Annotated in this window: 23 protein-coding genes and 2 tRNA genes; 1 reads left to right on the forward strand and 24 read right to left on the reverse strand. The window is 51.5% G+C overall.

All coding sequences use genetic code 11. From position 1 onward, the window contains the following. The 7 genes from ACE418_RS12160 to ACE418_RS12190 all read right to left on the reverse strand — a co-directional run. Positions 1-991, reverse strand: a 991-nt coding sequence (locus tag ACE418_RS12160) for a hemagglutinin repeat-containing protein (protein ID WP_416450869.1), incomplete at its 3' end; no start/stop codon positions are given. Positions 992-1008: 17 nt separating this feature from the next. Then, on the reverse strand, positions 1009-1185 hold the full coding sequence (locus ACE418_RS12165) for a hypothetical protein (protein WP_416450870.1): 177 nt from the start codon (positions 1183-1185) through the stop codon (positions 1009-1011). Between the two features lie 58 nt (positions 1186-1243). Beyond that, the gene (locus tag ACE418_RS12170; RefSeq protein WP_416450871.1) at positions 1244-1630 is read right to left on the reverse strand and encodes a hypothetical protein; all 387 of its coding nucleotides are present in this window, start codon (positions 1628-1630) and stop codon (positions 1244-1246) included. Beyond that, positions 1627-4179, reverse strand: coding sequence for a hemagglutinin repeat-containing protein (locus ACE418_RS12175; protein ID WP_416450872.1), 2553 nt, complete (start codon positions 4177-4179; stop codon positions 1627-1629). The genes ACE418_RS12170 and ACE418_RS12175 overlap by 4 nt, the downstream gene beginning before the upstream one ends. Positions 4180-4442: 263 nt before the next feature. Continuing rightward, positions 4443-4518, reverse strand: a tRNA-Ala gene (locus tag ACE418_RS12180). A 151-nt stretch (positions 4519-4669) separates the two neighbouring features. Further along, a complete protein-coding gene (locus ACE418_RS12185) occupies positions 4670-5125 on the reverse strand; it encodes a flavodoxin family protein (RefSeq protein WP_416450873.1) in 456 nt (151 codons plus the stop codon). Between the two features lie 92 nt (positions 5126-5217). Next, positions 5218-6765, reverse strand: a complete 1548-nt coding sequence (locus ACE418_RS12190) for a pyruvate kinase (RefSeq protein WP_416450874.1) — start codon at positions 6763-6765, stop codon at positions 5218-5220. A 166-nt stretch (positions 6766-6931) separates the two neighbouring features. Between ACE418_RS12190 and ACE418_RS12195 the strand changes: the two genes are divergently transcribed. After that, positions 6932-7474 (forward strand): phosphatase PAP2 family protein, encoded by a 543-nt coding sequence (locus ACE418_RS12195; protein ID WP_416450875.1) that lies wholly within the window; start codon positions 6932-6934, stop codon positions 7472-7474. Between the two features lie 74 nt (positions 7475-7548). Here the strand turns inward: ACE418_RS12195 and ACE418_RS12200 are convergent, their stop codons facing one another. From ACE418_RS12200 to ACE418_RS12280, 17 genes are all read right to left on the reverse strand, one after another. After that, positions 7549-8346 (reverse strand): HAD-IIA family hydrolase, encoded by a 798-nt coding sequence (locus ACE418_RS12200; protein WP_416450876.1) that lies wholly within the window; start codon positions 8344-8346, stop codon positions 7549-7551. A 28-nt stretch (positions 8347-8374) separates the two neighbouring features. Beyond that, positions 8375-9535, reverse strand: coding sequence for an acyl-CoA dehydrogenase family protein (locus ACE418_RS12205; protein WP_020310746.1), 1161 nt, complete (start codon positions 9533-9535; stop codon positions 8375-8377). Between the two features lie 300 nt (positions 9536-9835). After that, a tRNA-Pro gene (locus ACE418_RS12210) sits at positions 9836-9912 on the reverse strand. Between the two features lie 44 nt (positions 9913-9956). Beyond that, positions 9957-11306, reverse strand: coding sequence for a pyruvate carboxylase subunit B (locus ACE418_RS12215; protein ID WP_416450877.1), 1350 nt, complete (start codon positions 11304-11306; stop codon positions 9957-9959). Positions 11307-11375: 69 nt separating this feature from the next. After that, positions 11376-12431, reverse strand: coding sequence for an elongator complex protein 3 (locus tag ACE418_RS12220; RefSeq protein ID WP_416450878.1), 1056 nt, complete (start codon positions 12429-12431; stop codon positions 11376-11378). A 114-nt stretch (positions 12432-12545) separates the two neighbouring features. Next, a complete protein-coding gene (gene rnc, locus ACE418_RS12225) occupies positions 12546-13262 on the reverse strand; it encodes a ribonuclease III (RefSeq protein WP_416450879.1) in 717 nt (238 codons plus the stop codon). A 17-nt stretch (positions 13263-13279) separates the two neighbouring features. Continuing rightward, positions 13280-14533, reverse strand: coding sequence for a beta-ketoacyl-ACP synthase II (gene fabF / locus ACE418_RS12230; RefSeq protein WP_416450880.1), 1254 nt, complete (start codon positions 14531-14533; stop codon positions 13280-13282). 33 nt (positions 14534-14566) lie between these two features. Beyond that, positions 14567-15523, reverse strand: coding sequence for an NAD(P)H-dependent flavin oxidoreductase (locus tag ACE418_RS12235; RefSeq protein ID WP_416450881.1), 957 nt, complete (start codon positions 15521-15523; stop codon positions 14567-14569). A 76-nt stretch (positions 15524-15599) separates the two neighbouring features. Continuing rightward, a complete protein-coding gene (locus ACE418_RS12240) occupies positions 15600-15845 on the reverse strand; it encodes an acyl carrier protein (protein ID WP_014015039.1) in 246 nt (81 codons plus the stop codon). Positions 15846-15884: 39 nt separating this feature from the next. After that, positions 15885-16628 (reverse strand): 3-oxoacyl-[acyl-carrier-protein] reductase, encoded by a 744-nt coding sequence (fabG, locus tag ACE418_RS12245; protein ID WP_416450882.1) that lies wholly within the window; start codon positions 16626-16628, stop codon positions 15885-15887. Position 16629: 1 nt separating this feature from the next. Then, positions 16630-17571, reverse strand: coding sequence for an ACP S-malonyltransferase (gene fabD, locus ACE418_RS12250; RefSeq protein WP_416450887.1), 942 nt, complete (start codon positions 17569-17571; stop codon positions 16630-16632). A gap of 26 nt (positions 17572-17597) precedes the next feature. After that, positions 17598-18593, reverse strand: coding sequence for a beta-ketoacyl-ACP synthase III (locus ACE418_RS12255; protein WP_416450883.1), 996 nt, complete (start codon positions 18591-18593; stop codon positions 17598-17600). Beyond that, positions 18577-19602 (reverse strand): phosphate acyltransferase PlsX, encoded by a 1026-nt coding sequence (gene plsX, locus ACE418_RS12260; RefSeq protein WP_416450884.1) that lies wholly within the window; start codon positions 19600-19602, stop codon positions 18577-18579. The genes ACE418_RS12255 and plsX overlap by 17 nt, the downstream gene beginning before the upstream one ends. Positions 19603-19617: 15 nt before the next feature. Next, a complete protein-coding gene (gene fapR / locus ACE418_RS12265) occupies positions 19618-20160 on the reverse strand; it encodes a transcription factor FapR (RefSeq protein WP_036200866.1) in 543 nt (180 codons plus the stop codon). Positions 20161-20310: 150 nt separating this feature from the next. After that, positions 20311-20541 carry a YdbC family protein gene (locus ACE418_RS12270; protein ID WP_014015045.1) on the reverse strand — a complete coding sequence of 77 codons (231 nt, stop codon included), beginning with the start codon at positions 20539-20541 and terminating at the stop codon, positions 20311-20313. Between the two features lie 145 nt (positions 20542-20686). Continuing rightward, positions 20687-21523 (reverse strand): YitT family protein, encoded by an 837-nt coding sequence (locus ACE418_RS12275; protein ID WP_416450885.1) that lies wholly within the window; start codon positions 21521-21523, stop codon positions 20687-20689. Next, entirely contained in the window at positions 21520-21939 is a 420-nt protein-coding gene (locus ACE418_RS12280) for a RuvC family protein (RefSeq protein ID WP_416450886.1), read from the reverse strand. Before ACE418_RS12280 ends, ACE418_RS12275 begins: the two co-directional genes overlap by 4 nt. Positions 21940-22163 lie beyond the last annotated feature (224 nt).

The raw sequence follows: 22163 nt of genomic DNA on the forward strand, positions 1-22163 counted from the left end.
TACCGGCCTGTTCGGTCACGCTGGCGTAATCACTGGTCGTCTTCCCACGGCTGTACGAAGCGTTTCCACTTTTCGCTTCCAAACTGATTCCAGTCGACGAACGATGGCCCCGGTAGGTTTCTGAATCCTGTACACTTTCGATATGCAGATTCCCGCCCGTCTTTACGGTCACAGACTGTCCCTGGAGCTGGGAACCGACGAGGGTCGTATCCTTTCCGGAACTCGTCATCAGGCTGTCTTGTGCCGTGGCTTGGCTGCCCGTATGGGTAACGCGCGTCGTCGTCCCTTGGTCTTTCATCTTGCCATACGATGCGTCGATACTGGTCAGGCCGCCATGGAAGGACGTTCCGATTGAAGCACCATGACTCTGATAGCTGTCACGGATGGTTTCTTCATTCGTACCGGTCTGGAGGCGGACAGCTCCGCTGGCCGTGAGGGATACATTCTTCCCTTGAATAGATTCGCCAACCGCCGTCAGATTTCCTTTATTTTCCTGTGAACTTTCAGCCTGGACCGTCACGTCGCCGGCACTCATCATCCGGCCGCCGGCATAGGTCTGCTGATTCACTTCTGATTCCTGCTTGAAGGAGCTGGAGCCAATCCCGACGTGCAGGCCAACTGACGTCACATCGGCAGGCGATTTGCCTTTCAGGTCCTTCCGGAGGTTCCGGCCGGCGTCTACCAGTTCCAAGCCCTGCAAGGTCTTATTGTCCCGCGACTGGGCCGTGCGGACGGCACCGCGGAAGGTTTCACCCGCCGAAATGGCCGAATTGTTCAGACTGAGGCTCAGGCCCGACCGGGATTCTTCATGGGTCCGTTTTTCGCGGGCTTCATTCGTCGCCCCATCGACGAGAACTTCCTGTCCCGTCAAGGTCACGCCCTGCCGGCCGAAAACATCGGCTGTCGTCAAATGGGCCGTATCGCCCGCAGCCAGGGTCAGGCTGCCGCCTGTCGATGCCAGGGTACTGCCGACCTGGGTTTTCCATTTCATCTCCCGTATCTGCTTTACTAGCAATAACTGCCCCTTTCAAATGCGTTATGAGGCCATTTTCTTTTATAAGTGTAACTGCCCTGGGTCGTCCCAAAAGTCACGGTCCGTTCCTGGTTCTCTTTTGCAATATTATCGACACGACCTGTAGCCGTCAGCGTCGTCCCTGCGGTCAACTGGCTGTTCTCATTGGTCACGTCTCCCTTTATTAATTCAGTTCCTTTTCCGCCTTGAAGGAACTGAATCCAATATAATTTATATGAAATATAGGACTCCAAAAAAACTAGCCCCACTAATTAATACAGCTACATGGAAATATATCTCTTTCATTTCTTGTCCAGTAGCTTTTAAATACCTTCGCCTTCCCAAAACACCTATAGCATACCAAAGAAATAACAAGCTCATCATAAAAAAATAGGACCCGTCTTGATATTCTGTACTAGGTTTCATAAGTATTACATAAAACATGTTCAATAAAGAAAGGACAAACGCAATATTAACCAGAAAAAAAGCTTTTTTAGGCGAGTATTTCAATACTATCTTGTCCTTCTTTGTTAATCGAATCTTTAAAATATACGTCTTAATGATGTAAGGAATCACTATCATCAAGCCAACTAAAAATATAACATCTTTTGAATTCATTTTGATTCACCTCTTTTTTTAGTTTCTTCTTTATCTTGCTTATCCATTTCTACTTTTTCTCTTTCTATATAATAATTTGCTCCAGCAGCTGCAAATATTCCGGCCCCGACTCCTAAAACAGGAGTAAATACAACAGCCCCACCAGCCCCGACTCCAATAGAAAAACCAGTTCCTATAATATCCATGGCATCTGCTTTGTATTTATACTTCCAATTCGTGTATCTTTCATTATTTTCAGCAATACTATCCATAAGAATGCCTAACTGTAATCCAGCATTTGCTCTGCCGCCAACCGTTTTAGAAAGTGCCCTCACTTCTCCAGCTGTAGTAGAAATGCTCTTTTCAGCCGCTATTTGTACCAATTTTTCACCAACTTTAGAAGGAATAGAAGTAGCGGCTTCCTCGGCAGTGCTATTTTTAATATGCCACAGTGCATCATGTGTATTTACTGGGGCCATCGTATAATAATATTTTCCATCACTATCTATAGCATAATGATTTCCATCATCTCCTTCAACGACGGTGGCTCCATCAATAGCTAATTTATCTCCGTAATTCTTAAGCACAGGATCCGTCATCGTATAGTAAGTGTTTCCATCATTACCGTCTACAACAGATATGCCTTCTTTGTTTACATATGATATATGCCCTTCTGCTACTAATTCATCTCCCGTATTCATGAATTTACTTGTTAGCTTCGTACTGTTATCGGGGAAAGTCACATAGATTTGTCCATTCGGTTGATACCCCCAAGAAAATTTAGCTATCAATTCATCATCAGAAAGATTAGCAAAAATCGGAGAGGGTGCATATGGGCTACGCCCTATGCCCGCTGCCAAATCTTTCCATACACGCCCTTCGTCTACAAACGACTGATAGTATGCATGTCTTAAATTTCCAATCTCATCTAATTCATCTCCCGTATAATACTGAACAACTAAATTATTAATAAGCTCGTTGAATTGTATTCCAAAGTTATATCCCATCGCGCCCGGATCATGTTGCTGCACTGCATCATAAAAATCTTCAGATATTTGATTACTTGTCCCATAAGATGCACTATATCCCATTTCATAATCTGTCAAAGCCAAATAATAGGCAAATTTGTTGAGATATTCTGCTTTTGCCGATTCTATTCCGACGACATGCTGCAATTGAATAAATTCAGTATAATCCTTCAACAAATTCATCTGATCGGTATGTGTCAGCCAGTTATATTCTGTAGCCTTCATCGCAATCGCTGAACCACTGCTTGAATCCGTTGCCACTTGTCCTATCAAAGCACTGGCTAATTTGTGCAATTCAGAGTTTTTTATTTTTCCTAATTCATGCTGCAAGGCTTCATTCAGTCCAGCACTGGTAATGCCAGAAGTAAAACCATTCCCTGTTAAGGAAGATAGAAGTCCGCCTAATGTACTATGAAGCAGTACCTTATACTCACCACCTTCTTGCCATTTAGCAGCTTCTTGTAAATATTGTTTTGCCAGAGCCCCATTCCCCTCTTTATCCGCTTTAAGGGCTTGCTGAAGAAGCTTTTTTTGTCTGCTCACAGCCATGTCACCAATTAGTGTAAAACCTTCTCTGGATACGATATCAACTATTTTCTGACGTTCTTCTACCTTTTTCTGATTAAAAATTTTTTCCAGCTGATTCAATGATTGTTCCGTATCGTGATTAATTTGCGCCTGCGTTTGACTACCTGCTATAGTAATAATCCCATCCGAAATAGCCGAATAAGTTTTACTGTCGGCCTTCCCTTTCATAGGTATCCCCATAGGTACGGCTGTTCCTAACGGATTACTCCGACTAATATATTCAGGCGACCATTCAATTCCATTGGAATCCGCATGGTATTCTGCTTTATTATGAATATTTTCCATCGTAAGCGAGGCAGTATCTAACTGATTTTTATTCGTTTCTGCTTTACTAGCAATAACTGCCCCTTTCAAATGCGTGTTACCTTTTACTGCTATATTAAAACCACTTTCTCCTGCATAAATCCCTGCTTGCTTTGTGACACTGGCATAATTACTATCTATGCGACCGCTAGCGACAGATAATTGACTCTTCGATTCATGTAGGGCTTCAATTCCATTTGTTTTAAAAGTAAGATTAGCTCCCAGAGAAGATTTCTGACCTTGATATGTCTCTGAATCCTGTACACTTTCGATGTGCAGATTCCCGCCCGTCTTTACGGTCACCGACTGTCCCTGGAGCTGGGAACCGACGAGGGTCGTATCCTTTCCAGAACTCGTCATCAGACGGTCTTGTGCCGTGGCTTGGCTGCCCGTATGGGTAACGCGCGTCGTCGTCCCTTGGTCTTTCATCTTACCATACGATGCGTCGATACTGGTCAGGCCGCCATGGAAGGACGTTCCGATTGAAGCGCCATGGCTCTGATAGCTGTCACGGATGGTTTCTTCATTCGTACCGGTCTGGAGGCGGACGGCTCCGCTGGCCGTGAGGGATACATTCTTCCCTTGAATAGATTCGCCAACCGCCGTCAGATTTCCTTTATTTTCCTGTGAACTTGATGTAGAAAAAAACACGGCCTGGGGCCGTTTCGTAGGGGCCGGCCCGTCCAGGGCGGCCCGCTGTGATATTTCATCATAGCCCATCCTGATCTAATGGCAGGCTTTTACGAACTCGGATTCAGATGCGGCTTCGCCGCTATAAACTCAAACTAACAACGACGCTTCGGGAAATCCTCAGCGCGTAGCGGGACGCCTTAACAGGCGTCCCCTACGAAATCGCATATAGGCGAAAAAAATAACCACGCGGCTCATGAACCGCGTGGTTATCGTATTCTTTATGGTGGAGATAAGGAGGATCGAACTCCTGACCTCTTGCATGCCATGCAAGCGCTCTCCCAGCTGAGCTATACCCCCATGTATCTGGTACGAAAAATATTATAGCATGGGCTATGGATTGTTGTCAAGGTTTCTTTAAGGAAAAGGGACCGCGCACGGCAGCAAAAGTGCTATGCGACGGTCCCTTTGCATCTGACTATGTTACCGGAGTGGGATTCTGGTAAATGAATCAGGCAACCTTATCTGTTTGGGTACGGTAATAGGTATTTTCGGCAAAGTCCTTGACCGACTCTACGTCGATCAATTCGTTTTCTCCCAAAGGTATCTTGGCCATGGCTTCGGCCACGTAATTGACGTGGGTTCCGGCGACCCATACGCCACTGGGCAGTAGTTCGACGGCGCTGCGCAGGTTCTTGGAGATATCGTCGGAGAAGAGGTCGCGGTGCATGATGGCAAAGAGGGCGACTTTTCCGGCTTTGAGCCGCGGCAGGACGGCTTGGGAGACGTCGTCCAATTTCAGGTTCAAGAACCAGACACCGGCAAAGACGATATCGTAATCATCAAAGTTTTCCGGAGCCTGTTCCATAGGCAGGAAGTCCGTATCATCCGGCAAGACCGAGCGGATGGCTTCTGCCAATTTTTTGACTCTTCCAGTCTGTGAGGAATACAGTACCAATGCTTTCATTATTTCCATCCCCTTTCCTATGGATGAACATCACTTTCTATGTCTGTACTATACCATAGAAAAGGACCGCATTCGGTTGTATTTGCAACACCTCACAATTCTTCAAAGACGTGTTCGGCAATGTGCAGGGCCCGCAGCTGAGAGGTTTTCTTATATTGATGCTGTTCCATGCGTTGGAGGATGTTGGTCAGGACGGTGACGGCGTCGACGATGTACGGACCTTTATTGAGCATGACACATTCAGCCCGTTCACCCATGGCGGCGTCAGTAATTTCCGCCCGTGACGGCAGGCCGGTCTTGACCAGGTTTTCCAGGACCTGAGTGGCCCAAATGACGGGAACATGAGCAGCTTCGCAAACCCACATGATTTCTTCCTGGAGCTCGGCCAGGCGCCGATAGCCGACTTCGACAGCCAGGTCGCCGCGGGCGATCATGATGCCCAAGGGCTGACGAGATGCGGCCTGGATGATGATGTCCGGCAAGTGGTCTACGGCTTCTTTGTTTTCGATTTTGGCGACCAGGGCCAGGTGGTGGAACGATTTGCCGCAACGTTTTTTCAATTCTTTCTGCAAGAGGGCCACGTCAGCTGCCGATTTCACGAAGGAATAGCCGATGGCGTCGGCATGTTGGACGACGAAGTCCAGGTCTTCTTTGTCCTTTTCCGTCAAAGGCGACAGGTTCATCGGCGTCTGCGGGAAGTTCAGGCTCTTCTGGTTCTTTATTTTCCCGCCTTTCGGCTTGGTGTAGGTAATCTTCAGGTAGGCCCCCTTCTCGGTCAGGCTTTCGACGACGGCCCGGATTTTCCCATCGTCGATGAGGACGGGCTGGCCGCTGCGGAGGTTTTCAAAGACTTCCGGGATGCTGCACGACAAGACGATATTTCCCGTATAATCCGAGGGATACGACGAAATGGCGCCGGATACGAGGAAGACTTGTTCTCCCGGCAGGACCTTGGCTTCGCCATAGCGCAGCAGGACCGAGGCAATGCGGACTTTCGGACCAGCCAGGTCCATGTAGACTTTGCAGTGATGCCCCGTTTCGGCTTCGGCCTGGCGGATATAGGAAATCATGGCATCCCAAATTTCCTGTGAATCATGGGCGCAGTTGATACGGGCGCAGTCCATGCCGGCAGCCACGAGGTTACGGATAAGGGTACCGCCATCTTCAGCGGCTTCGGTCGGCAGCGTCACCATAATCCGCGTCCCGGTCTTGGCCGTACCAAAAATCCGTCCCGTATTATAGGCCAGGAGGGTATCCCCATAAAAGAAGCGTTTTGTCTGGGGATACGGGATGAGCTTGCTTTCCGGTTCATGGCAAATCCGTCCGAGAGAGGCCATGACGGCATCCAGATTGGTAATCGCCCGTGCTTCGCCGCGTCCCAGAGAGGATAAGCCCAAAGGCAGGAGAGAGCGCTGGATTTTCCGCAGGTCATGGCAGCGCAGGGCCAAATAAAAGGCCATATTCCAGGCACTATAGACGAAGCGCGTCCGCTGAATCTGTGGCAGCCAGTGCTGGAATAAGGCGTCCCCCCGGGAAAGGACGTCGCGCCGGAGCTGGCAAAGGACATCGTAAAGTTCTTTCGTCGATGTATATATTTCCTGTTCCAATGTAATCACCTCATTGTCATGAATTTTCTTCATAATAATATTATATTCCCGGTATGATTCTTTCTCAATACTTGCTGTTTTGTTTTACAACGATTTTACAGATATATTTTTTACATATGATAAGTCTATAATATATATATTTTTCTAATCGTATAATTTATGATATACTGACCCTTGTTTCTACGAAAGGAGTCTTATTATGGAATGGATTACGACGACGGACATTCACATCCTCTTCGGGCTGCACCACCTGGCCGGGCCGCACATGGATGCTTTCATCACTTACTTCACGACGGTGATCAACACGCTTTGGCTCTGGGCCATCCTGGCGGCCGCCGGACTCTGGAAACGGCGGAGCCGCTGGGTCACGATTACCATCATCGTCGCCGTCATCCTGGCCATCCTCGTCGGCGATGTGGCTATCAAGCACTTCGTCATGCGTATCCGGCCGTATCTGGTCATTCCCGGTGCGCCGACGCTGGATACGCTGAAATACCCGATCAGCTACTCCTTTCCGTCGGGTCATTCCTTCTTTTTCTTTGCTGGTGCAACGGTCCTGTTCCGCTTCCGCCGCCGTCTGGGCATAGCGGCCTACGGCCTGGCCTGTGTCGTTGCTTTTTCCCGCATGTATTTGTTCATGCACTTCCCCAGCGACGTACTGACTGGTGCCATCCTGGGTATCATCATAGGAAATATTGCCTGGCAGATATGCGGATATGCCAAAAAGCGGCTATCTTATTAAGACAGCCGCTTTTTACGTTGGTCGTTGGTCGTACAGGATTAAAAATATACCCCATCACGATGAACTACGAACGATTAAGCTTTTGCTTTTTTCGGTACTAAATCACCGATCCGGTCCAGGATATAATGGGGCTGGTAAGAGAACTGCTGGATATTTTCCCGGTTAGAGACACCGCTCATGACCAAGACTGTTTCCATACCGGATTCTACCCCGCCGATGATGTCCGTGTCCATCCGGTCGCCAATCATGACGGCGTCTCCGGAATGGACGCCCAGCTTTTTCAAGCCCGTGCGCATCATCAATGGATTCGGCTTGCCGATGAAGTACGCCTGCTTCCCCGTAGCCAGTTCGATTGGTGCAATCAAGGCCCGGCAGGCCGGGATGACGCCCCGGTCACTAGGGCTGGTCATATCGCCATTGGTGCCAATAAGCTTGGCCCCTTTGTTGATCAGCTCAGTCGCCTTGATAATCATTTCATAATTATAGCCTGTCGTTTCGCCGACGACTACGTATTCCGGATTGACATCATTGAAGGGGATACCGACTTCATAAAGGGCATTAATCAAGCCGTGGGCCCCGATGATGTAAGCCGAGCAGCCTGGAGCCTGGGTTTTCAGGAAATGAGCCGTCGCCAGGGCGCTCGTATAAAAATGACTTTCCTCGATATCCAGTCCCATAGACTGGAGCTTTTTGCGAAGTTCCAGCGGAGTCCGTTCGCTAGAATTGGTAAGGAACAGGAACTGCTTCTTTTCTTTCTGGAGCCAGTTTACAAATTCCTTTACCCCTGGAATCAAGGTGCTGCCTTGGTAGATAACACCGTCCATATCACTGATGAAACCTTTTTTAGAACGTATGATGTTCAAATCCCTCATGAATGAATTCCCCCTTCATGGATGAATGTTATTTATTCGCCACGAAGCCGGCGATGACCATGCGTTGTACTTCGTTGGTGCCTTCGTAAATCTGCATGATTTTGGCATCGCGAACGAGTTTTTCTACCGGATATTCCCGGCTGTAACCGAAGCCGCCAAGGATCTGAACAGCTTCCAATGCGACCTGGACGGCCATGTCACCGGCAAAGCATTTGGCAATGGCTGCTTCGCGGGTGTAATTCCGTTTCGGTACGGCATAGTACGTATTGAGGAAGTTGATGATCGCCGCACGAGCGACTTCGGTCTTCATGTCCATGTCGGCCAGTTTAAAGGCAATGACTTCGTGCTTGATGATCGGCTTACCGAAGGTGACGCGCTGTTTGGCGTATTTGACCGATTCGTCGATAGCCCGCTGGGCAATGCCGACGGCCAGGGAAGCTACCATCGGACGGGCCAGGTCCAAGGTCTGCATGGCGTAGATGAAGCCCTTCCCTTCCTGACCGATGAGGTGGTCTGCCGGGATGTGGACGTCCTGGAAAATGACTTCCGTCGTGTTGGACAGGCGGATGCCCATCTTATCTTCTTCTTTGCCGACAGAAACGCCTGGGCGGTCGCGTTCGACGATGAAGGCCGAAATGCCTTTGACGCCCTTCGTCTTGTCGGTGATGGCAAAAACCGTATAGACCGAGGCGACGCCGCCATTGGTGATGAAGCATTTCGTGCCGTTCAATACGTATTCATCGCCCTGTTTGACTGCGACTGTCGTCCCGGCTGCCGCATCGGAGCCGGCATTGGCTTCGGTCAGGCAGAATGCGCAGAAACCGCTGCCCTTTTCACCGGTCAGGTATTCGGCATAGAGTTTCTTCTGGGCATCCGTGCCGTGCTGGAGCACCGGTTTCAGGCCCAGGCCGGAAGCGGCGATGGCCGTAGCAACGCCGGCGTCGACTTTAGCCAGTTCTTCGTAGACGGCAGCGACGGTATAATAGTCCTGGCCCAAGCCGCCGTATTCTTCCGGGATTTCCAGGCCGCAGAAACCCATATCGACGGCTTCCTGATAGATGTCCAGCAATTTCTGGCCCGGTTCCTTAGCCTGATCCAGTTCATGAACAAAGGGAGCGACTTTCTTTTCGGCAAAATCTTTAGCCAAATTGACCAGGTCCTGCTGGTCTTTCTTCAAAATATAACCCATGATGAAAACCTCCTCTGACAGAAAATAAGCGGATGACAAGCGCGTATATACTATACTATTTATCATCATTCTATCAGAAATGGCCGAAAAAGCAACCGTGAGATAGGGGTAGTAGTGGTTAGTGGCTCGTGGTTAGGGGTTAGGGGTTAGGGATTAGGGGCTAGGGGCTAGGGGCTAGCAGTTAGGGGTTAGCAGTTAGGGGTTAGCAGTTAGCCGTTCATAGGGGCGTCCCTACAACAACAAAAAAAGGGTTGTCGCATGATGGCAAAAAACCATCGTGCGACAACCCTTTTTTCGTCTTGGTCGGAACGGCGAGATTTGAACTCGCGACCTCTTCCACCCCAAGGAAGCGCGCTACCAAGCTGCGCCACGTCCCGTCGACTTTTCTATTTTAACTGATTCGACAGGACTTGTCAATAGTCTATTTATTATCTCTTTTACGGAAAAACGGCAGGGCTACTTCCGGGAACAGGGTATAGCTCAGGACGTCTTCCGGGCTGGCATTGGGGAATCCTTCGTCGGCCAGGGCCTTTTTCGATTTTTCCAGTTCCGGTTCCAAATCGTCGGCCGGGCGGTGGGTGATGACCGGTTCGTCACCGATGCACATTTTGCGGAACTTTTCATCGATCTTGCCGGGAACACGACCGTATTTCCCGCGGACGATGTCACGGACTTCGTTGGTGACGATCTTATAGCGGCCATAGAGAACGTTGAGGGCCGCTGCCGAACCGGTAATCTGGCTGGTCGGCGTTACCAGCGGCGGATAGCCGAGGTCACGGCGGACGTTGGGCATTTCTGCCAGGACTTCATCGAAGCGGTCTTCTGCCCCCTGGGCTTTGAGCTGGTTATAGAGGTTAGTCAGCATACCACCGGGAATCTGATATTTGCGGACAGCCGGGTTGATCTGGCTGGGCATGGTCAATTTGAACTCGTCTTCCAGTTCCTTGCGGACATGCTTGAAGTGGTCGACAATAGGCCACAGGCGGTCGACGTCGATGTCCGTATCGTAGATGCTGTGCTGCAAGGCCATGACCATCGATTCCGTAGCCGGCTGGCTGGTGATTTCACCGAACGGCGACAAGGCTGTGTCAATGATATCGACGCCGGCTTCAATGGCCTTCATATAGGTCATTTCACCGAGACCGCACGTGCAGTGCGTGTGCAGTTCGATAGGTACGGACAAGTGCTTCTTGAGCATGCGGATCAGATTGTATGCGTCATACGGGGACAGCAGGCCGGACATGTCCTTGATGCAGATGGAGTCGACGCCCATGTCCTGCAATTCCTTGGCGACCTTGGTGAACGATTCCATCGTATGGATGGGGCTGATGGTATAGACCAGGGCCCCCTGGACGTGGACGGACTTCGTGTCTTTCGCCGCCTTGATGGCCGCTTCCAGGTTACGCGGATCATTGAGGGCGTCGAAGACACGGATGATGTCGATGCCGTTATCGACGGCGCGGTTGACGAATTCGTAGACGACATCGTCGGCATAATGGCGATAGCCTAAGATATTCTGGCCGCGGAACAACATCTGCAAGGGCGTCTTCTTGACGTGCTTCTTGATGGTCCGCAGGCGTTCCCACGGATCTTCATCGAGAAAGCGCATACACGTATCAAAAGTAGCGCCACCCCAACATTCCAGGGCGTTATAGCCGACTTCATCCATCGCTTCCAGGACCGGCAGCATCTGGCGCAGGCGCATACGCGTGGCCGCAATGGACTGGTGCCCGTCACGAAGGACCGTTTCTGTGATTTTTACTCTTGCCATTCTATTTCCTCCAATGTTGTAGTTATCTTCATTCAAAGGTTGGATGCGAAAATCATGCGTACTATTTTATTATATCATAGTAGGCCCGGTTTTGCTATTCACATCAAGGTCATAAGCGGTCCGTCCCTGGCAGACGCGGATATGGCCGACGGGCACGTCGTCCTGGCGCCAGGTCAGGTGCTGAGGCAGGCTCCAGCGGGCCGTCTTGACAGTGACGTTGTGATAGCCACGGACACGGGACGTATCGCGCCGGTTGTAACAGATGACAATATCCGGTTCCGCTGGCAGGCTGCGGAGGAAAGGCAGGAGCTGCCTGTTATAGCGCCGGGTATCGACTAATTCACCCATAGCCGGCGTATAGGCCCCAGCCAGGACCTGCGTGTCGTCATCGAGGTCTTCCGTGGCTTGCAGGCCCGTACGGATGCAATTTATCCCCTGTTCCAGGAAATGCTGCTTCATGTAGGCCGCCCGGACGACACCTTCATGGATGGTCAAAGGATGATATCGGCCGGCCCGCCAGCTGTCGGCCAGGTCCGTCCCGGTGAGGACGGCGATGGGATAGATGCGGGCCAGGTCTGGATGGAGCCGGCAGATGGACGTCGTGGTCCGTACCAAGCTGTCCCAGTCTTCACCGGGCAGGCCGGGCATGAGCTGATGGCCGACGGTAAAGCCGTACTGCCGCAAGAGGGCCGTCGCCGCCACGACATCCTCTGCCGTATGGCCCCGCCGGGCCTGCCGGAGGACGGCATCATCCATGGACTGGACGCCGAGTTCAACGCAGGTCATGCCATAATGCTGCAGGCGCTGCAATATCTCCGGCGTGATGCAGTCCGGCCGGGTCGAACAGCGGATGGCCGCAATCGTACCGGCTTGTAAGGCTTCATAAGCCGGCTGCAGGAGCCCTTCCTGTATCTCCCCGGGCATGGCCGTAAAACTGCCGCCATAGAAAGCCACTTCCCAGTGGCGCGGCGTCTGGGCCGACGCCGTATACGACGCAATCAGACGGCGCACTTCATCGGCTGACGGCAGTCCCTGGTGCCCCGTGATCTGCCACTGATTGCAAAAAACGCAGCGGTGAGGGCAGCCGATATGGGGAATGAAAATAGGGATAATAGACGTTTGCATGATGCCTCCTGTGAAAAAAAGAGGCTGTCTCATCGACAGCCTCTTTTTTTAGTGGTTCGTGGTTCGTTGTTCGTGGTTCGTAATACTAGCCACTAGCCACTAATCACTAGCCACTCAAAACTCTTCGCCTTTCAAATTCATGAGTGCTGTATGCGCTGCATGTTGTTCGGCGTCTTTTTTTGTTTTTCCCGATCCTTCGCCCAGGACTTTGCCATTGACTTTGACTTCCATGTAGAAAGTCTTATCGTGGTCCGGTCCTTCGCTGCGGCACAGTTCATATTCGATGTGCTGCGGGCCCTTCTGCTGGACGTATTCCTGGAAGAGGGTCTTATAGTCTTTCTCATAATGGCCGCTCTTGACCAGGTCCAGATAGCCCTTGAGCTGATGAAGGATGAATTTGCGGGCTTCTTCATAGGAACTGTCAATATAAATCGCACCGACGACGGCTTCAAAGGCGTCGGCCATGATGCTCGGCCGCGTGCGTCCTCCCGTAGCCAGTTCCCCCTTGCCCAGGAGGATATAGTCCCCCATGTGGAACTTGGCACAGACCGAAGCCAGCGGCGTTTCACTGACGACACTGGCCCGGGCTTTGGACAGTTCCCCTTCGGGCATATTGGGATAATGAAGGAATAGATATTCACCTACGACCAGGTCCAGGATGGCATCGCCCAAAAATTCCAGGCGTTCGTTGTAATAGCCGTGGCTGGCCTTATTTTCATTGGCATAGGATGAATGGGTCAGGGCCTGATCCAAAATGAGGAGATTATGGAATTCTTTGAGGCCCAAGACCTGTATGAATTGTTCTAACTGTTGTTTTCGTTCGGTATCCATCAGGTCAGTCTTCTTTATTATTCAGCGTACTTCTTGAAGAGAAGGGTGGCATTATGGCCGCCGAAACCGAAGGAGTTGGAAATAGCGACGTTGACGTCTGCTTCTACGGCTTTGCCCGGTACATAATTGAGGCCCAGTTCTTTCAATTCGTCTTCCGGTTCGACGAGGTTGATCGTCGGATGGACTTTGCCCGTTTCGATGGTCATGGCGCAGGCAATGGCTTCGACAGCGCCGGCAGCGCCGAGGAGATGGCCTGTCATGGATTTCGTCGAGCTGACGAGCATATCTTTAGCATGATCGCCGAAGACGCGGGCAATGGCCTTCGATTCATTGAGGTCATTGAGATGCGTCGACGTGCCGTGGGCATTGACATAATCGACATCTTCCGGTTTGAGACCGGCATCTTTGATGGCCAGGGCCATACATTTGGACTGCTGGATGCCTTCCGGAGCCGGAGCGGTGATGTGGTAAGCATCGGCATTGCTGCCATAGCCGCCAACTTCGCAATAGATGTGAGCACCGCGTTTCTTAGCGTGTTCCAGTTCTTCCAGAACGACGACGCCGGCACCTTCGCCCATGACAAAGCCATCGCGGTCTTTATCGAAGGGGCGCGATGCGTGAGCCGGATCATCATTGCGCGTGCTCAGGGCTTTCATAGCAGCAAAACCTGCTACGGCACCCGGAGATACAGCGGCTTCCGTACCACCGGCTACGGCTGCATCGAGTTCGCCGCGCTGAATCATGCGGTACGCATCACCAATGGAGTTCGTGCCCGTGGCACAGGCTGTGACGACGCTGGCGCAATGGCCTTGAAGGCCGAAGAAAATGGATACCTGGCCCGATGCCATGTTGGCAATCATCTTCGGTACGACAAAGGGATTGACCCGCGACGGGCCTTTAGCAAACAAGCCTTTGTACAAGTTGTGGAGTGTTTCCATGCCACCAATGCCCGTGCCGATAATCGTGCCAATGCGGTCGCGGTCTTCTTCATCCAGATTGATTTTGGAATCATCGAGAGCCAGTTTGGCAGCTGCTACGGAGAACTGCGTGGACGGATCCATATGACGGGCTTCTTTACGGTCGATGCCGTAGTCAGCGGGGTTAAAATCTTTGACTTCGCCGGCAATGCGGGCAGCATATTCGGTTGCGTCAAAATGGGTAATGGGGCCGATGCCGTTTTCGCCGTTGAGCAGGGCATTCCAGAAAGCATCTTTACCGATGCCAACAGGAGAAATGACACCTAACCCTGTAATTACTACGCGTTTTTCCAAAGTTTTCACCTCATTATAAAAAGTAACGTACAATCAGTCGGGAATGGCTTCCATTTCCCGTTTGATGTTGGCAAATATATCCTTGACCGGCAGGATGTCGTGAATTTCCATCATGCGCTTGCCGGAAAATACCAGGCCTGTTTCGACGTCGCCCTGCTGGGCCCGCGTCAATGCCCGGATGATGCAGTATTTATGGCTGCACTTCTTGAGACACTGGTCACACGTTTCCGGCTTCGGTGCCGTCCCCAGGAGAATCCGTTCGGAGAAAGGCGTGCGGATAGCCTGGCCGGGAAGGCCAACAGGACTGTGTACGAGGATGAAGTCTTCCGGTTTGTTGGCCCGGAGATAGACTTTTTTCAATTCTTCTGAACCATTCGATTCGACGCTGGCCGCAAAACGGCTGCCCATCTGGACGCCATTGGCGCCGAGGCGGAGCATTTCGGCCACGTCTTCCCCATACAGTACCCCGCCGGCACCGATGACAGGGATGTCAACGGCAGCGCGGACTTCCGGCACGATGAGGCGGCTCGAACGGTTGGTCCCCAAATGCCCGCCTGCTTCAGCTCCTTCGACGACGACGGCCGAAGCACCCAGGGATTGGGATATTTTAGCTAGTTTGGCAGAAGACACAATGGGGACAATAGGCGTGCCCGATGCTTTGCCCCAGGCAAACATGTCCCGGGAAAAGCCTGCGCCTGCCACAACCAGATCGATTCCTTCTTCAATAGCAGTGGTCACGATGCCCTTGAATTCACGGGCTGCAACCATGACGTTTATACCTATGATTCCATGAGGAGACAATTTTCTGGCTAATTTAATTTCATGTCGCAATTCGTCAAAAGGCATGCCAGATGCCGCAATAAGGCCGATACCGCCTTCATTGGCTACGGCTGCAGCCAGCCGGGCTGTGGACAAACGGATGGCCATGCCGCCCTGAATGATTGGCACCTTTGCTACGAGCTTACCTATTCTTAATTCTGGCAGCTTCACTCTGTTTTCCTCCATTCAAGATACCGGGAGGGGAAGACATACAACATGCCTCCCCCTTCGGGCTCTTATTGCGTACTTACGCTTTCTTTTCCTTTTCAATGTAATCAACTGTATCTTTGACAGTTTTGATTTTTTCAGCCACATCATCAGGGATTTCGATATTGAATTCTTCTTCGAAAGCCATGATCAGTTCAACAATGTCCAAGGAATCAGCGCCTAAATCATCGATGTAAGCAGCGTCCATTTTGACTTCTTTTTCGTCAACGCCTAACTGTTCAACAACAATGCTCTTAACTTTTTCAAAAGTATCCTGTTCGCTCATGTCCATTCACCCCCTTTCAGTGGAGTATGCCTTTTTGTATTACATTACCATGCCGCCGTCTACGTTGAGGGTCTGGCCGGTAATATAGCTGGCATCATCGGATGCCAGGAACAAGACGGCCTTGGCCACTTCTTCCGGCTGGGCGACGCGGCCCAGGGGAATGGTCTTGACCATGGCATCGACGGCGTCTTCACCGAGGACAGCCGTCATATCCGTGGCGATGCATCCCGGTGCTACGGCATTGCAGCGGATGTTGCGCGAAGCCAGTTCCTTGGCTACGGATTTCGTAAAGCCAATGAGGCCGGCTTTGGCAGCGGCGTAATTGGCCTGTCCGGCATTGCCTATTTCGCCGACGACGGACGTAATGTTAATGATCGAGCCACTGCGCTGTTTCATCATCAGCCGCGATACGGCCTTGGTGCAGTGGAACGCCCCATTGAGGTTGGTATTGAGGACGGCCTGCCAGTCTTCTTCTTTCATAATCATGAGCAGTCCGTCGCGGGTGATGCCCGCATTATTGACTAAGATATCGACGCGGCCCAATTCTTTCTTGACGGCTTTCACCATATCGCCTACGGCCTTTTCATCAGAGACATCGCACTGGATGGCCATGGCCTGAACGCCTTTTTCTTCGATGGCGCGCTTCGTTTCTTCAGCAGCCTTCGTATTGCCAGCATAAATAATGGCTACGCTGGCACCGGCTTCAGCCAGGGCAATGGCTACGGCGCGGCCGATGCCGCGGGAGCCGCCGGTAACGATAGCCGTTTTCCCTGTTAAGTGCATTTTATCGAACCTCCTGGAAAAATTCAAGCGTTTTCTGTAAGGAAGGAATATCTTCTACATTTTCGCTGTGGATTTTGCGGTCGATTTTGCGGTTGAAACCGCAAAGGGTCTTGCCCGGACCGACTTCGACGAAGGTTTCAGCGCCGAAAGCCTGCATGGTCTTGGTGCAGTCGATCCAGAGGACCGGGCTGGCAGCCTGTTTGACCAGGTTGGCTTTGATATCAGCAGCGGCCGTTTCGATCTGGCCGTTGACATTGGCTACGACGGGGATCTTGGCGTCGGAAATAGTGATGTCGTCAAGGACTTCTGCCAGTCGTTTAGCAGCCGGTTCCATGAGCGTGCTATGGAAGGGAGCACTGACGTGGAGGAGGATGGCCCGTTTCGCACCGGCTTCCTTCATGGCAGCAGCTGCTTCTTCAACGGCTTTCGTACTGCCGGCGATGACGATCTGGCCGGGGCAGTTGAAGTTGACGGCCTGGACCGTGCCGCCCTGGGCCGAAATCTGGGCACAGATGTCTTTAATCTTATCTTCAGCCAGGCCGAGGATAGCTGCCATGCCGCCTTCACCGAGAGGTACGGCTTCCTGCATGAACTGGCCGCGGAGGCGGACCGTGCGGACGGCATCGGCAAAGGTCAGGGCGCCGGCGGCGACGAGAGCCGAATATTCGCCGAGGCTGTGGCCGGCAGCGATGTCCGGTGTCAGCCCTTCCTGAGCCAGGACGCGGCAGCAGGCCGTGCTGGCCGTCAGGATAGCCGGCTGTGTATTATAGGTCTTCATGAGTTCTTCATCGGGACCTTCAAAGCAAAGCTTGGTCAGGGAAAATCCTAAGGCGTCATCGGCTTCTTCAAAAAGCTGTTTGACAACGGGATATGCGTCGTATAAATCCTTGACCATCCCGACTTTCTGGGCACCCTGGCCGGGGAAAACAAATGCCTTTTTCATCATCAGTCACACCTCTCGTAAAAAAATCAATACCATTTCATAACTAAGCTGGCCCAGGTCAGGCCGGCGCCAAATCCATCCAGGCAGACGATATCACCGCGATGGATCATTCCTGCTTTGACGGCTTCGTCCAAGGCAAGGGGAATGGAAGCACCCGACGTGTTGGCGTATTTCTCAATGTTGACGAATACTTTTTCCATCGGTACGTGGAGCCGTTTGGCGGCGGACTGGATGATGCGGATATTAGCCTGATGAGGGACGAGGACGTCGATGTCTTCCTTCGTCAGGTCCGACCGCTGGAGGGCTAATTCTGCAGCATGAGGCATAGCTTTGACGGCGAATTTATAGACTTCCTTGCCGTCCATCTTGGCATAGGCCATGCCATTTTCGCGCAGGGCATCCGTCGGCGGCATTTCGACGCCGCTGGCAGGAATGGTCAGGAAATCACCACCTGTCCCGTCAGCCCCCATGGCACCGCCGAGGATGCCGTAACCTTCCGGTACGGGGCCGATGACAGCAGCACCGGCGCCATCGCCGAAGAGGACGCACGACGAGCGGTCTTTCCAGTTGACGACGCGGGTCAGGATTTCTGCACCGATGACCAGAATATATTTATACATTTTATTTTCGATGAATTGGGAAGCAATGATCGAACCGTAGGCAAAGCCCGAGCAGGCAGCTTCCAAATCAAAGGCAGCTGCATTGACGGCATGGAGGTTGGCCTGTACTTTGCAGGCCGTCGACGGCAGGGCCCGGTCCGGCGTCAAGGTGCAGACGATGATCAAATTCAGGTCTTCCGCTTTGATGCCAGCGTTCTTCAAGGCTTCTTCCCCGGCTTTCGTAGCCAGGTCCGATGTCGTGACGCCCTTCGGGGCGACGTGGCGGGCACCGATGCCTGTCCGGCTGCGAATCCATTCATCGGATGTATCCATCATTTTTTCTAAATCTTTATTCGTCCATACCTGATCAGGTACACAGTGACCTGTACCAAGAATCCCAGCGGGATTAGCTTTCACTATCATACTGTTCTACCTCTTCTTCCTCTATACTTTTACGAATATGGCCGACGACGTCCTGTTCGGCGATCTCACCGGCAACGCGGACGGCGTTCTTAATGGCCTTGGCTTTCGAGCTGCCATGACAGATGATAAAGCTGCCATCGACACCGAGCAGCGGCGCACCGCCGTATTCGGTGAAATCGAGTCGTTTCTTCAGCGATTTCAAGGCCGGATAGACCGCTAAGGCCCCTAATTTAGCGATGAAGCCGCTGTGTTTGATCGTATCTCTGACGAGGCGGATGATGAACATGGCCATGCCTTCGCCAAATTTCAGGATGACATTGCCGACGAAGCCGTCACAGACGACGACATCGACCGTGCCTTTCGGTATATCTCTCCCTTCTACGTTACCATAGAAAGAGATAGTTTTCAAATTTTCCAGCATAGGATACGTCTTCTGGCAGAGTTCATTGCCCTTCGACGCTTCTTCGCCGATATTCAGCAAACCGACGGTCGGTTTTTCGACGCCCAGGATGTATTTTGCATAATGGTATCCCATGATAGCCCCTTCGACGAGGTGCTTCGGCTTGCTGTTGGCATTGGCCCCGGAATCGAGGAGCACCGTAATGCCCTTCTTCGACGGGATAGGCGTCGCGATACAGGGCCGTTCGATGCCTTTAATGCGTCCCAGCCCGAAGAGAGCCGCCGTCACAGCGGCGCCGGTGCTGCCAGCGGCAACGACAGCGTCGCAGAGGCCGTCTTTGACCAGCCGCGTCGCTACGACGATGGATGCGTCTTTCTTGCGGCGGATGGCCTGTGCCGGATGTTCGCCCATTTCGATGACTTCGCTGGCATGTACGATGGACAGGCGGTCGCTTTCTTTGGCGCCGTATTTGCTCAGTACACCTCGTATTTTCTTTTCGTCACCTACCAGGACGACATCAAAATCATATGCTTTGACGGCCTCTACGGCACCGAGGACGATTTCTTCGGGTGCGTAATCACCGCCCATAGCATCTACAGCTATTTTCATTCTATTAACGCTCCATTATTCCAAAGATTCTATGATAAATTTTGCCCGGAATACTTCTTTTCGCATCTTCCGGATTGTGACCCATACGTAGTACTTCTGGTCGCGCTGACGCATGACTTCGGCCTTGGCGATCAGTTTGTCGCCTACGGTGACGGGCTGTTTATATTTTATATTGGCTACGGCTGTAATGCAGACAGGAAGATTCAATACCGTCCGCGCCAGGGAACTGGCCTGGGCATACAGGCACTGGGAACGCACGATGTGTGCTTCGTCGACCATATCGTCTGTGGCCGTCATGATTGAAATGGCATTCTTGCCGATGATACAGTCTACGAGTTCCCCGACGACAGGGGCATTGCGCAGTTTCGGCTGCGCCGCTTCTGCTTTCTGGCGGATGCGGATACGCATTTCGGGGATTCCCAAGGCCATGCGGTCCAAGCGGATAGTAGCCACGCTGACGGAAAATTCTTCAGCCAATTCTTCGTCGTTTATAAAAGGATTTTCTTCAATCCGCTTCTTTAATAAAGCATGTCGCTTATCTCTCGCTATACGAACCATTTCATTCACCCTTGAAATTATTACCAAGTACTAACAGCACATACAACTAGAGATTATATAATGTTTTGGCAAATTTGGCAAGGAAAATAAAAAAGTATGCTTTCATTCCATTCATCTCATTGAATTGCCGAAAGCATACTTAATCACTCCTTAGTATTTATCGAAATCCATTTCGTTCAATACATCACGCAGTTTTTCCAGTTCTTCCTTGGTCATGGTAATACCTTTGGTCATGGCCTGATAATCCGGATCCCACGAGCGAAGGTCGAATTTCGGTGCCCGATTATTCCAGCTGATGTACGTCAGTTCTTTGCGCCAGCCGTCTTTATTTTCCGACAAAGTGCCGCAAATATCTTCGATGTTGAAATTTAACTGTGCCATTGTATACCTCCCAATAGGTGTTCTATCACCTGTGTTGTCATTTTTTCAGGTTAACGCTATAACCCAATTATTTTATATAATAGCAAATATGAGCTGTATGTCAATACAGCAGATTCGCCAATTATGTCAAGCCTTTTTCGACTTTTTATCCATGCATTTTATGTCTTTTAAACAAGCCGCCATGTGCTTCGCTGATATCGAAGACGGATACGAAGGCATTGGGGTCGACCCTGGTGATGGCATCGCGTATCTTGGTGATTTCCAGGCGCGATACGACACAGTAGAGAATCATCGTCTTTTCCCGTTTGTAAGCCCCTTCTCCGTTGATAAGGGTCACGGCGCGGCCCATGTCCTTGGTCAGACAGTCGGCGACTTCGTCGTGCTTGCCGGTGACGATGAGCATCCCCTTCATTTCATCGAGGCCGTTAGTGACGACGTCGATCATCTTATAGGCGATGAAGTATGCCACCAGGGAATACATGGCGCTGTCCCAGGAAAAGACGAAGCCCGAACTGCCCAGGATGAAGAGGTTGAAGAACATGATCGTCTCGCCGACGGAAAAGGGCGTGCGCCTGTCGGCGATGATGGCCAAGACTTCCGTCCCGTCCAGGGAACCGCCCCAGCGGATGATGAGACCGACGCCGAGGCCAATGATGATGCCGCCGTAAATGGTCGACAAGAAAGGGTCTGACGTGACCCGTTCGTAATGGATGAACGTGCTCCACCCCGACAGGCAGAGGATAGAAAAGAGCGACGATATCGTGAAAAAAGCGCCAATCTTTTTATAGCCAAAAATAAAGAACGGGATGTTCAGGATGATGATGAACACGCTAAAACTGATACCTGTCACCTGCGCTGCCATGAGGGCAATGCCGACGACGCCGCCGTCGATGACGTGGTTCGGGACCAGGAAGACATCCAGGCCGATGGTGTAGATGAAAGCGCCAAAGGCCAGGCCCAGGGCACGCAAGATGTATTTCATATTTTTTCTCCTTGTTGTTTCGCTAAATAACGGCGGCCGATGATCCAGGCGACGAAGTCGTCGACCGGTTCTGGCGGATACTGGAAGGACAGTGGCACAAAACGGCGCCAGCCCTTGCGCGGCGTGTATTTAAAATAGAGCTTTCGCCCTTCGACAGTGGTGAATTTTTCGTCTGTCAGGGAAAAAGTGATATTCCTGTGGTTCCCGGCAATCCACTGTTCGACCAATGGCTGCAGTTTCTTATGGTTCGTCCCATCGCCCATGACGATATGGGAAAAGGGATGAGCCGTATAAATCCGGCTCAAATAGTCGCCCAATTCCGGCGTCGGCACGATGGCCTTGGTAACCAGGCTGCCATCTTCGGCGACGACAGCCGTCCCCGTCTTTTCCGAACCGGGATCAATGGCAAAGATCAAAGTATCTCCTCCTGTTGTCGGCGTTGCCGCATTGCGGCACGCCTAAGTTGTATGGGCGACCACGTGGGTCGCCCGTTTACGTGGTTAGGGGTTAGTGGCTAGCGGCTAGTGGTTAGGGGTTAGGGATTAGTGGCTAGTGGTTAGTGGCTAGTGTAGGACCTCCCTCATATATACATTACCTAACTCTTTCTGGTATAATAGGCATATAGACATAGTCACCAGCA

The organism is Megasphaera jansseni, from assembly GCF_047974155.1.
Classification (GTDB): Bacteria; Bacillota; Negativicutes; order Veillonellales; family Megasphaeraceae; genus Megasphaera.

Excerpts from the sequence above, each read along its gene's own strand:
- plsX (WP_416450884.1), bottom strand. The coding sequence starts at position 19,602 with ATGAAAATAGCTGTAGATGCTATGGGCGGTGATTACGCACCCGAAGAA.
- fabD (WP_416450887.1), bottom strand. The coding sequence starts at position 17,571 with ATGAAAAAGGCATTTGTTTTCCCCGGCCAGGGTGCCCAGAAAGTCGGG.
- fapR (WP_036200866.1), bottom strand. The coding sequence starts at position 20,160 with ATGGTTCGTATAGCGAGAGATAAGCGACATGCTTTATTAAAGAAGCGG.
- ACE418_RS12240 (WP_014015039.1), bottom strand. The coding sequence starts at position 15,845 with ATGAGCGAACAGGATACTTTTGAAAAAGTTAAGAGCATTGTTGTTGAA.
- fabG (WP_416450882.1), bottom strand. The coding sequence starts at position 16,628 with ATGCACTTAACAGGGAAAACGGCTATCGTTACCGGCGGCTCCCGCGGC.
- ACE418_RS12275 (WP_416450885.1), bottom strand. The coding sequence starts at position 21,523 with ATGAAATACATCTTGCGTGCCCTGGGCCTGGCCTTTGGCGCTTTCATC.
- ACE418_RS12190 (WP_416450874.1), bottom strand. The coding sequence starts at position 6,765 with ATGAAGAAAATTCATGACAATGAGGTGATTACATTGGAACAGGAAATA.
- ACE418_RS12200 (WP_416450876.1), bottom strand. The coding sequence starts at position 8,346 with ATGAGGGATTTGAACATCATACGTTCTAAAAAAGGTTTCATCAGTGAT.
- ACE418_RS12215 (WP_416450877.1), bottom strand. The coding sequence starts at position 11,306 with ATGGCAAGAGTAAAAATCACAGAAACGGTCCTTCGTGACGGGCACCAG.
- ACE418_RS12205 (WP_020310746.1), bottom strand. The coding sequence starts at position 9,535 with ATGGGTTATATTTTGAAGAAAGACCAGCAGGACCTGGTCAATTTGGCT.
- rnc (WP_416450879.1), bottom strand. The coding sequence starts at position 13,262 with ATGGATACCGAACGAAAACAACAGTTAGAACAATTCATACAGGTCTTG.
- ACE418_RS12255 (WP_416450883.1), bottom strand. The coding sequence starts at position 18,593 with ATGATAGTGAAAGCTAATCCCGCTGGGATTCTTGGTACAGGTCACTGT.
- ACE418_RS12220 (WP_416450878.1), bottom strand. The coding sequence starts at position 12,431 with ATGCAAACGTCTATTATCCCTATTTTCATTCCCCATATCGGCTGCCCT.
- ACE418_RS12195 (WP_416450875.1), top strand. The coding sequence starts at position 6,932 with ATGGAATGGATTACGACGACGGACATTCACATCCTCTTCGGGCTGCAC.
- ACE418_RS12170 (WP_416450871.1), bottom strand. The coding sequence starts at position 1,630 with ATGAATTCAAAAGATGTTATATTTTTAGTTGGCTTGATGATAGTGATT.
- ACE418_RS12185 (WP_416450873.1), bottom strand. The coding sequence starts at position 5,125 with ATGAAAGCATTGGTACTGTATTCCTCACAGACTGGAAGAGTCAAAAAA.
- ACE418_RS12270 (WP_014015045.1), bottom strand. The coding sequence starts at position 20,541 with ATGGCACAGTTAAATTTCAACATCGAAGATATTTGCGGCACTTTGTCG.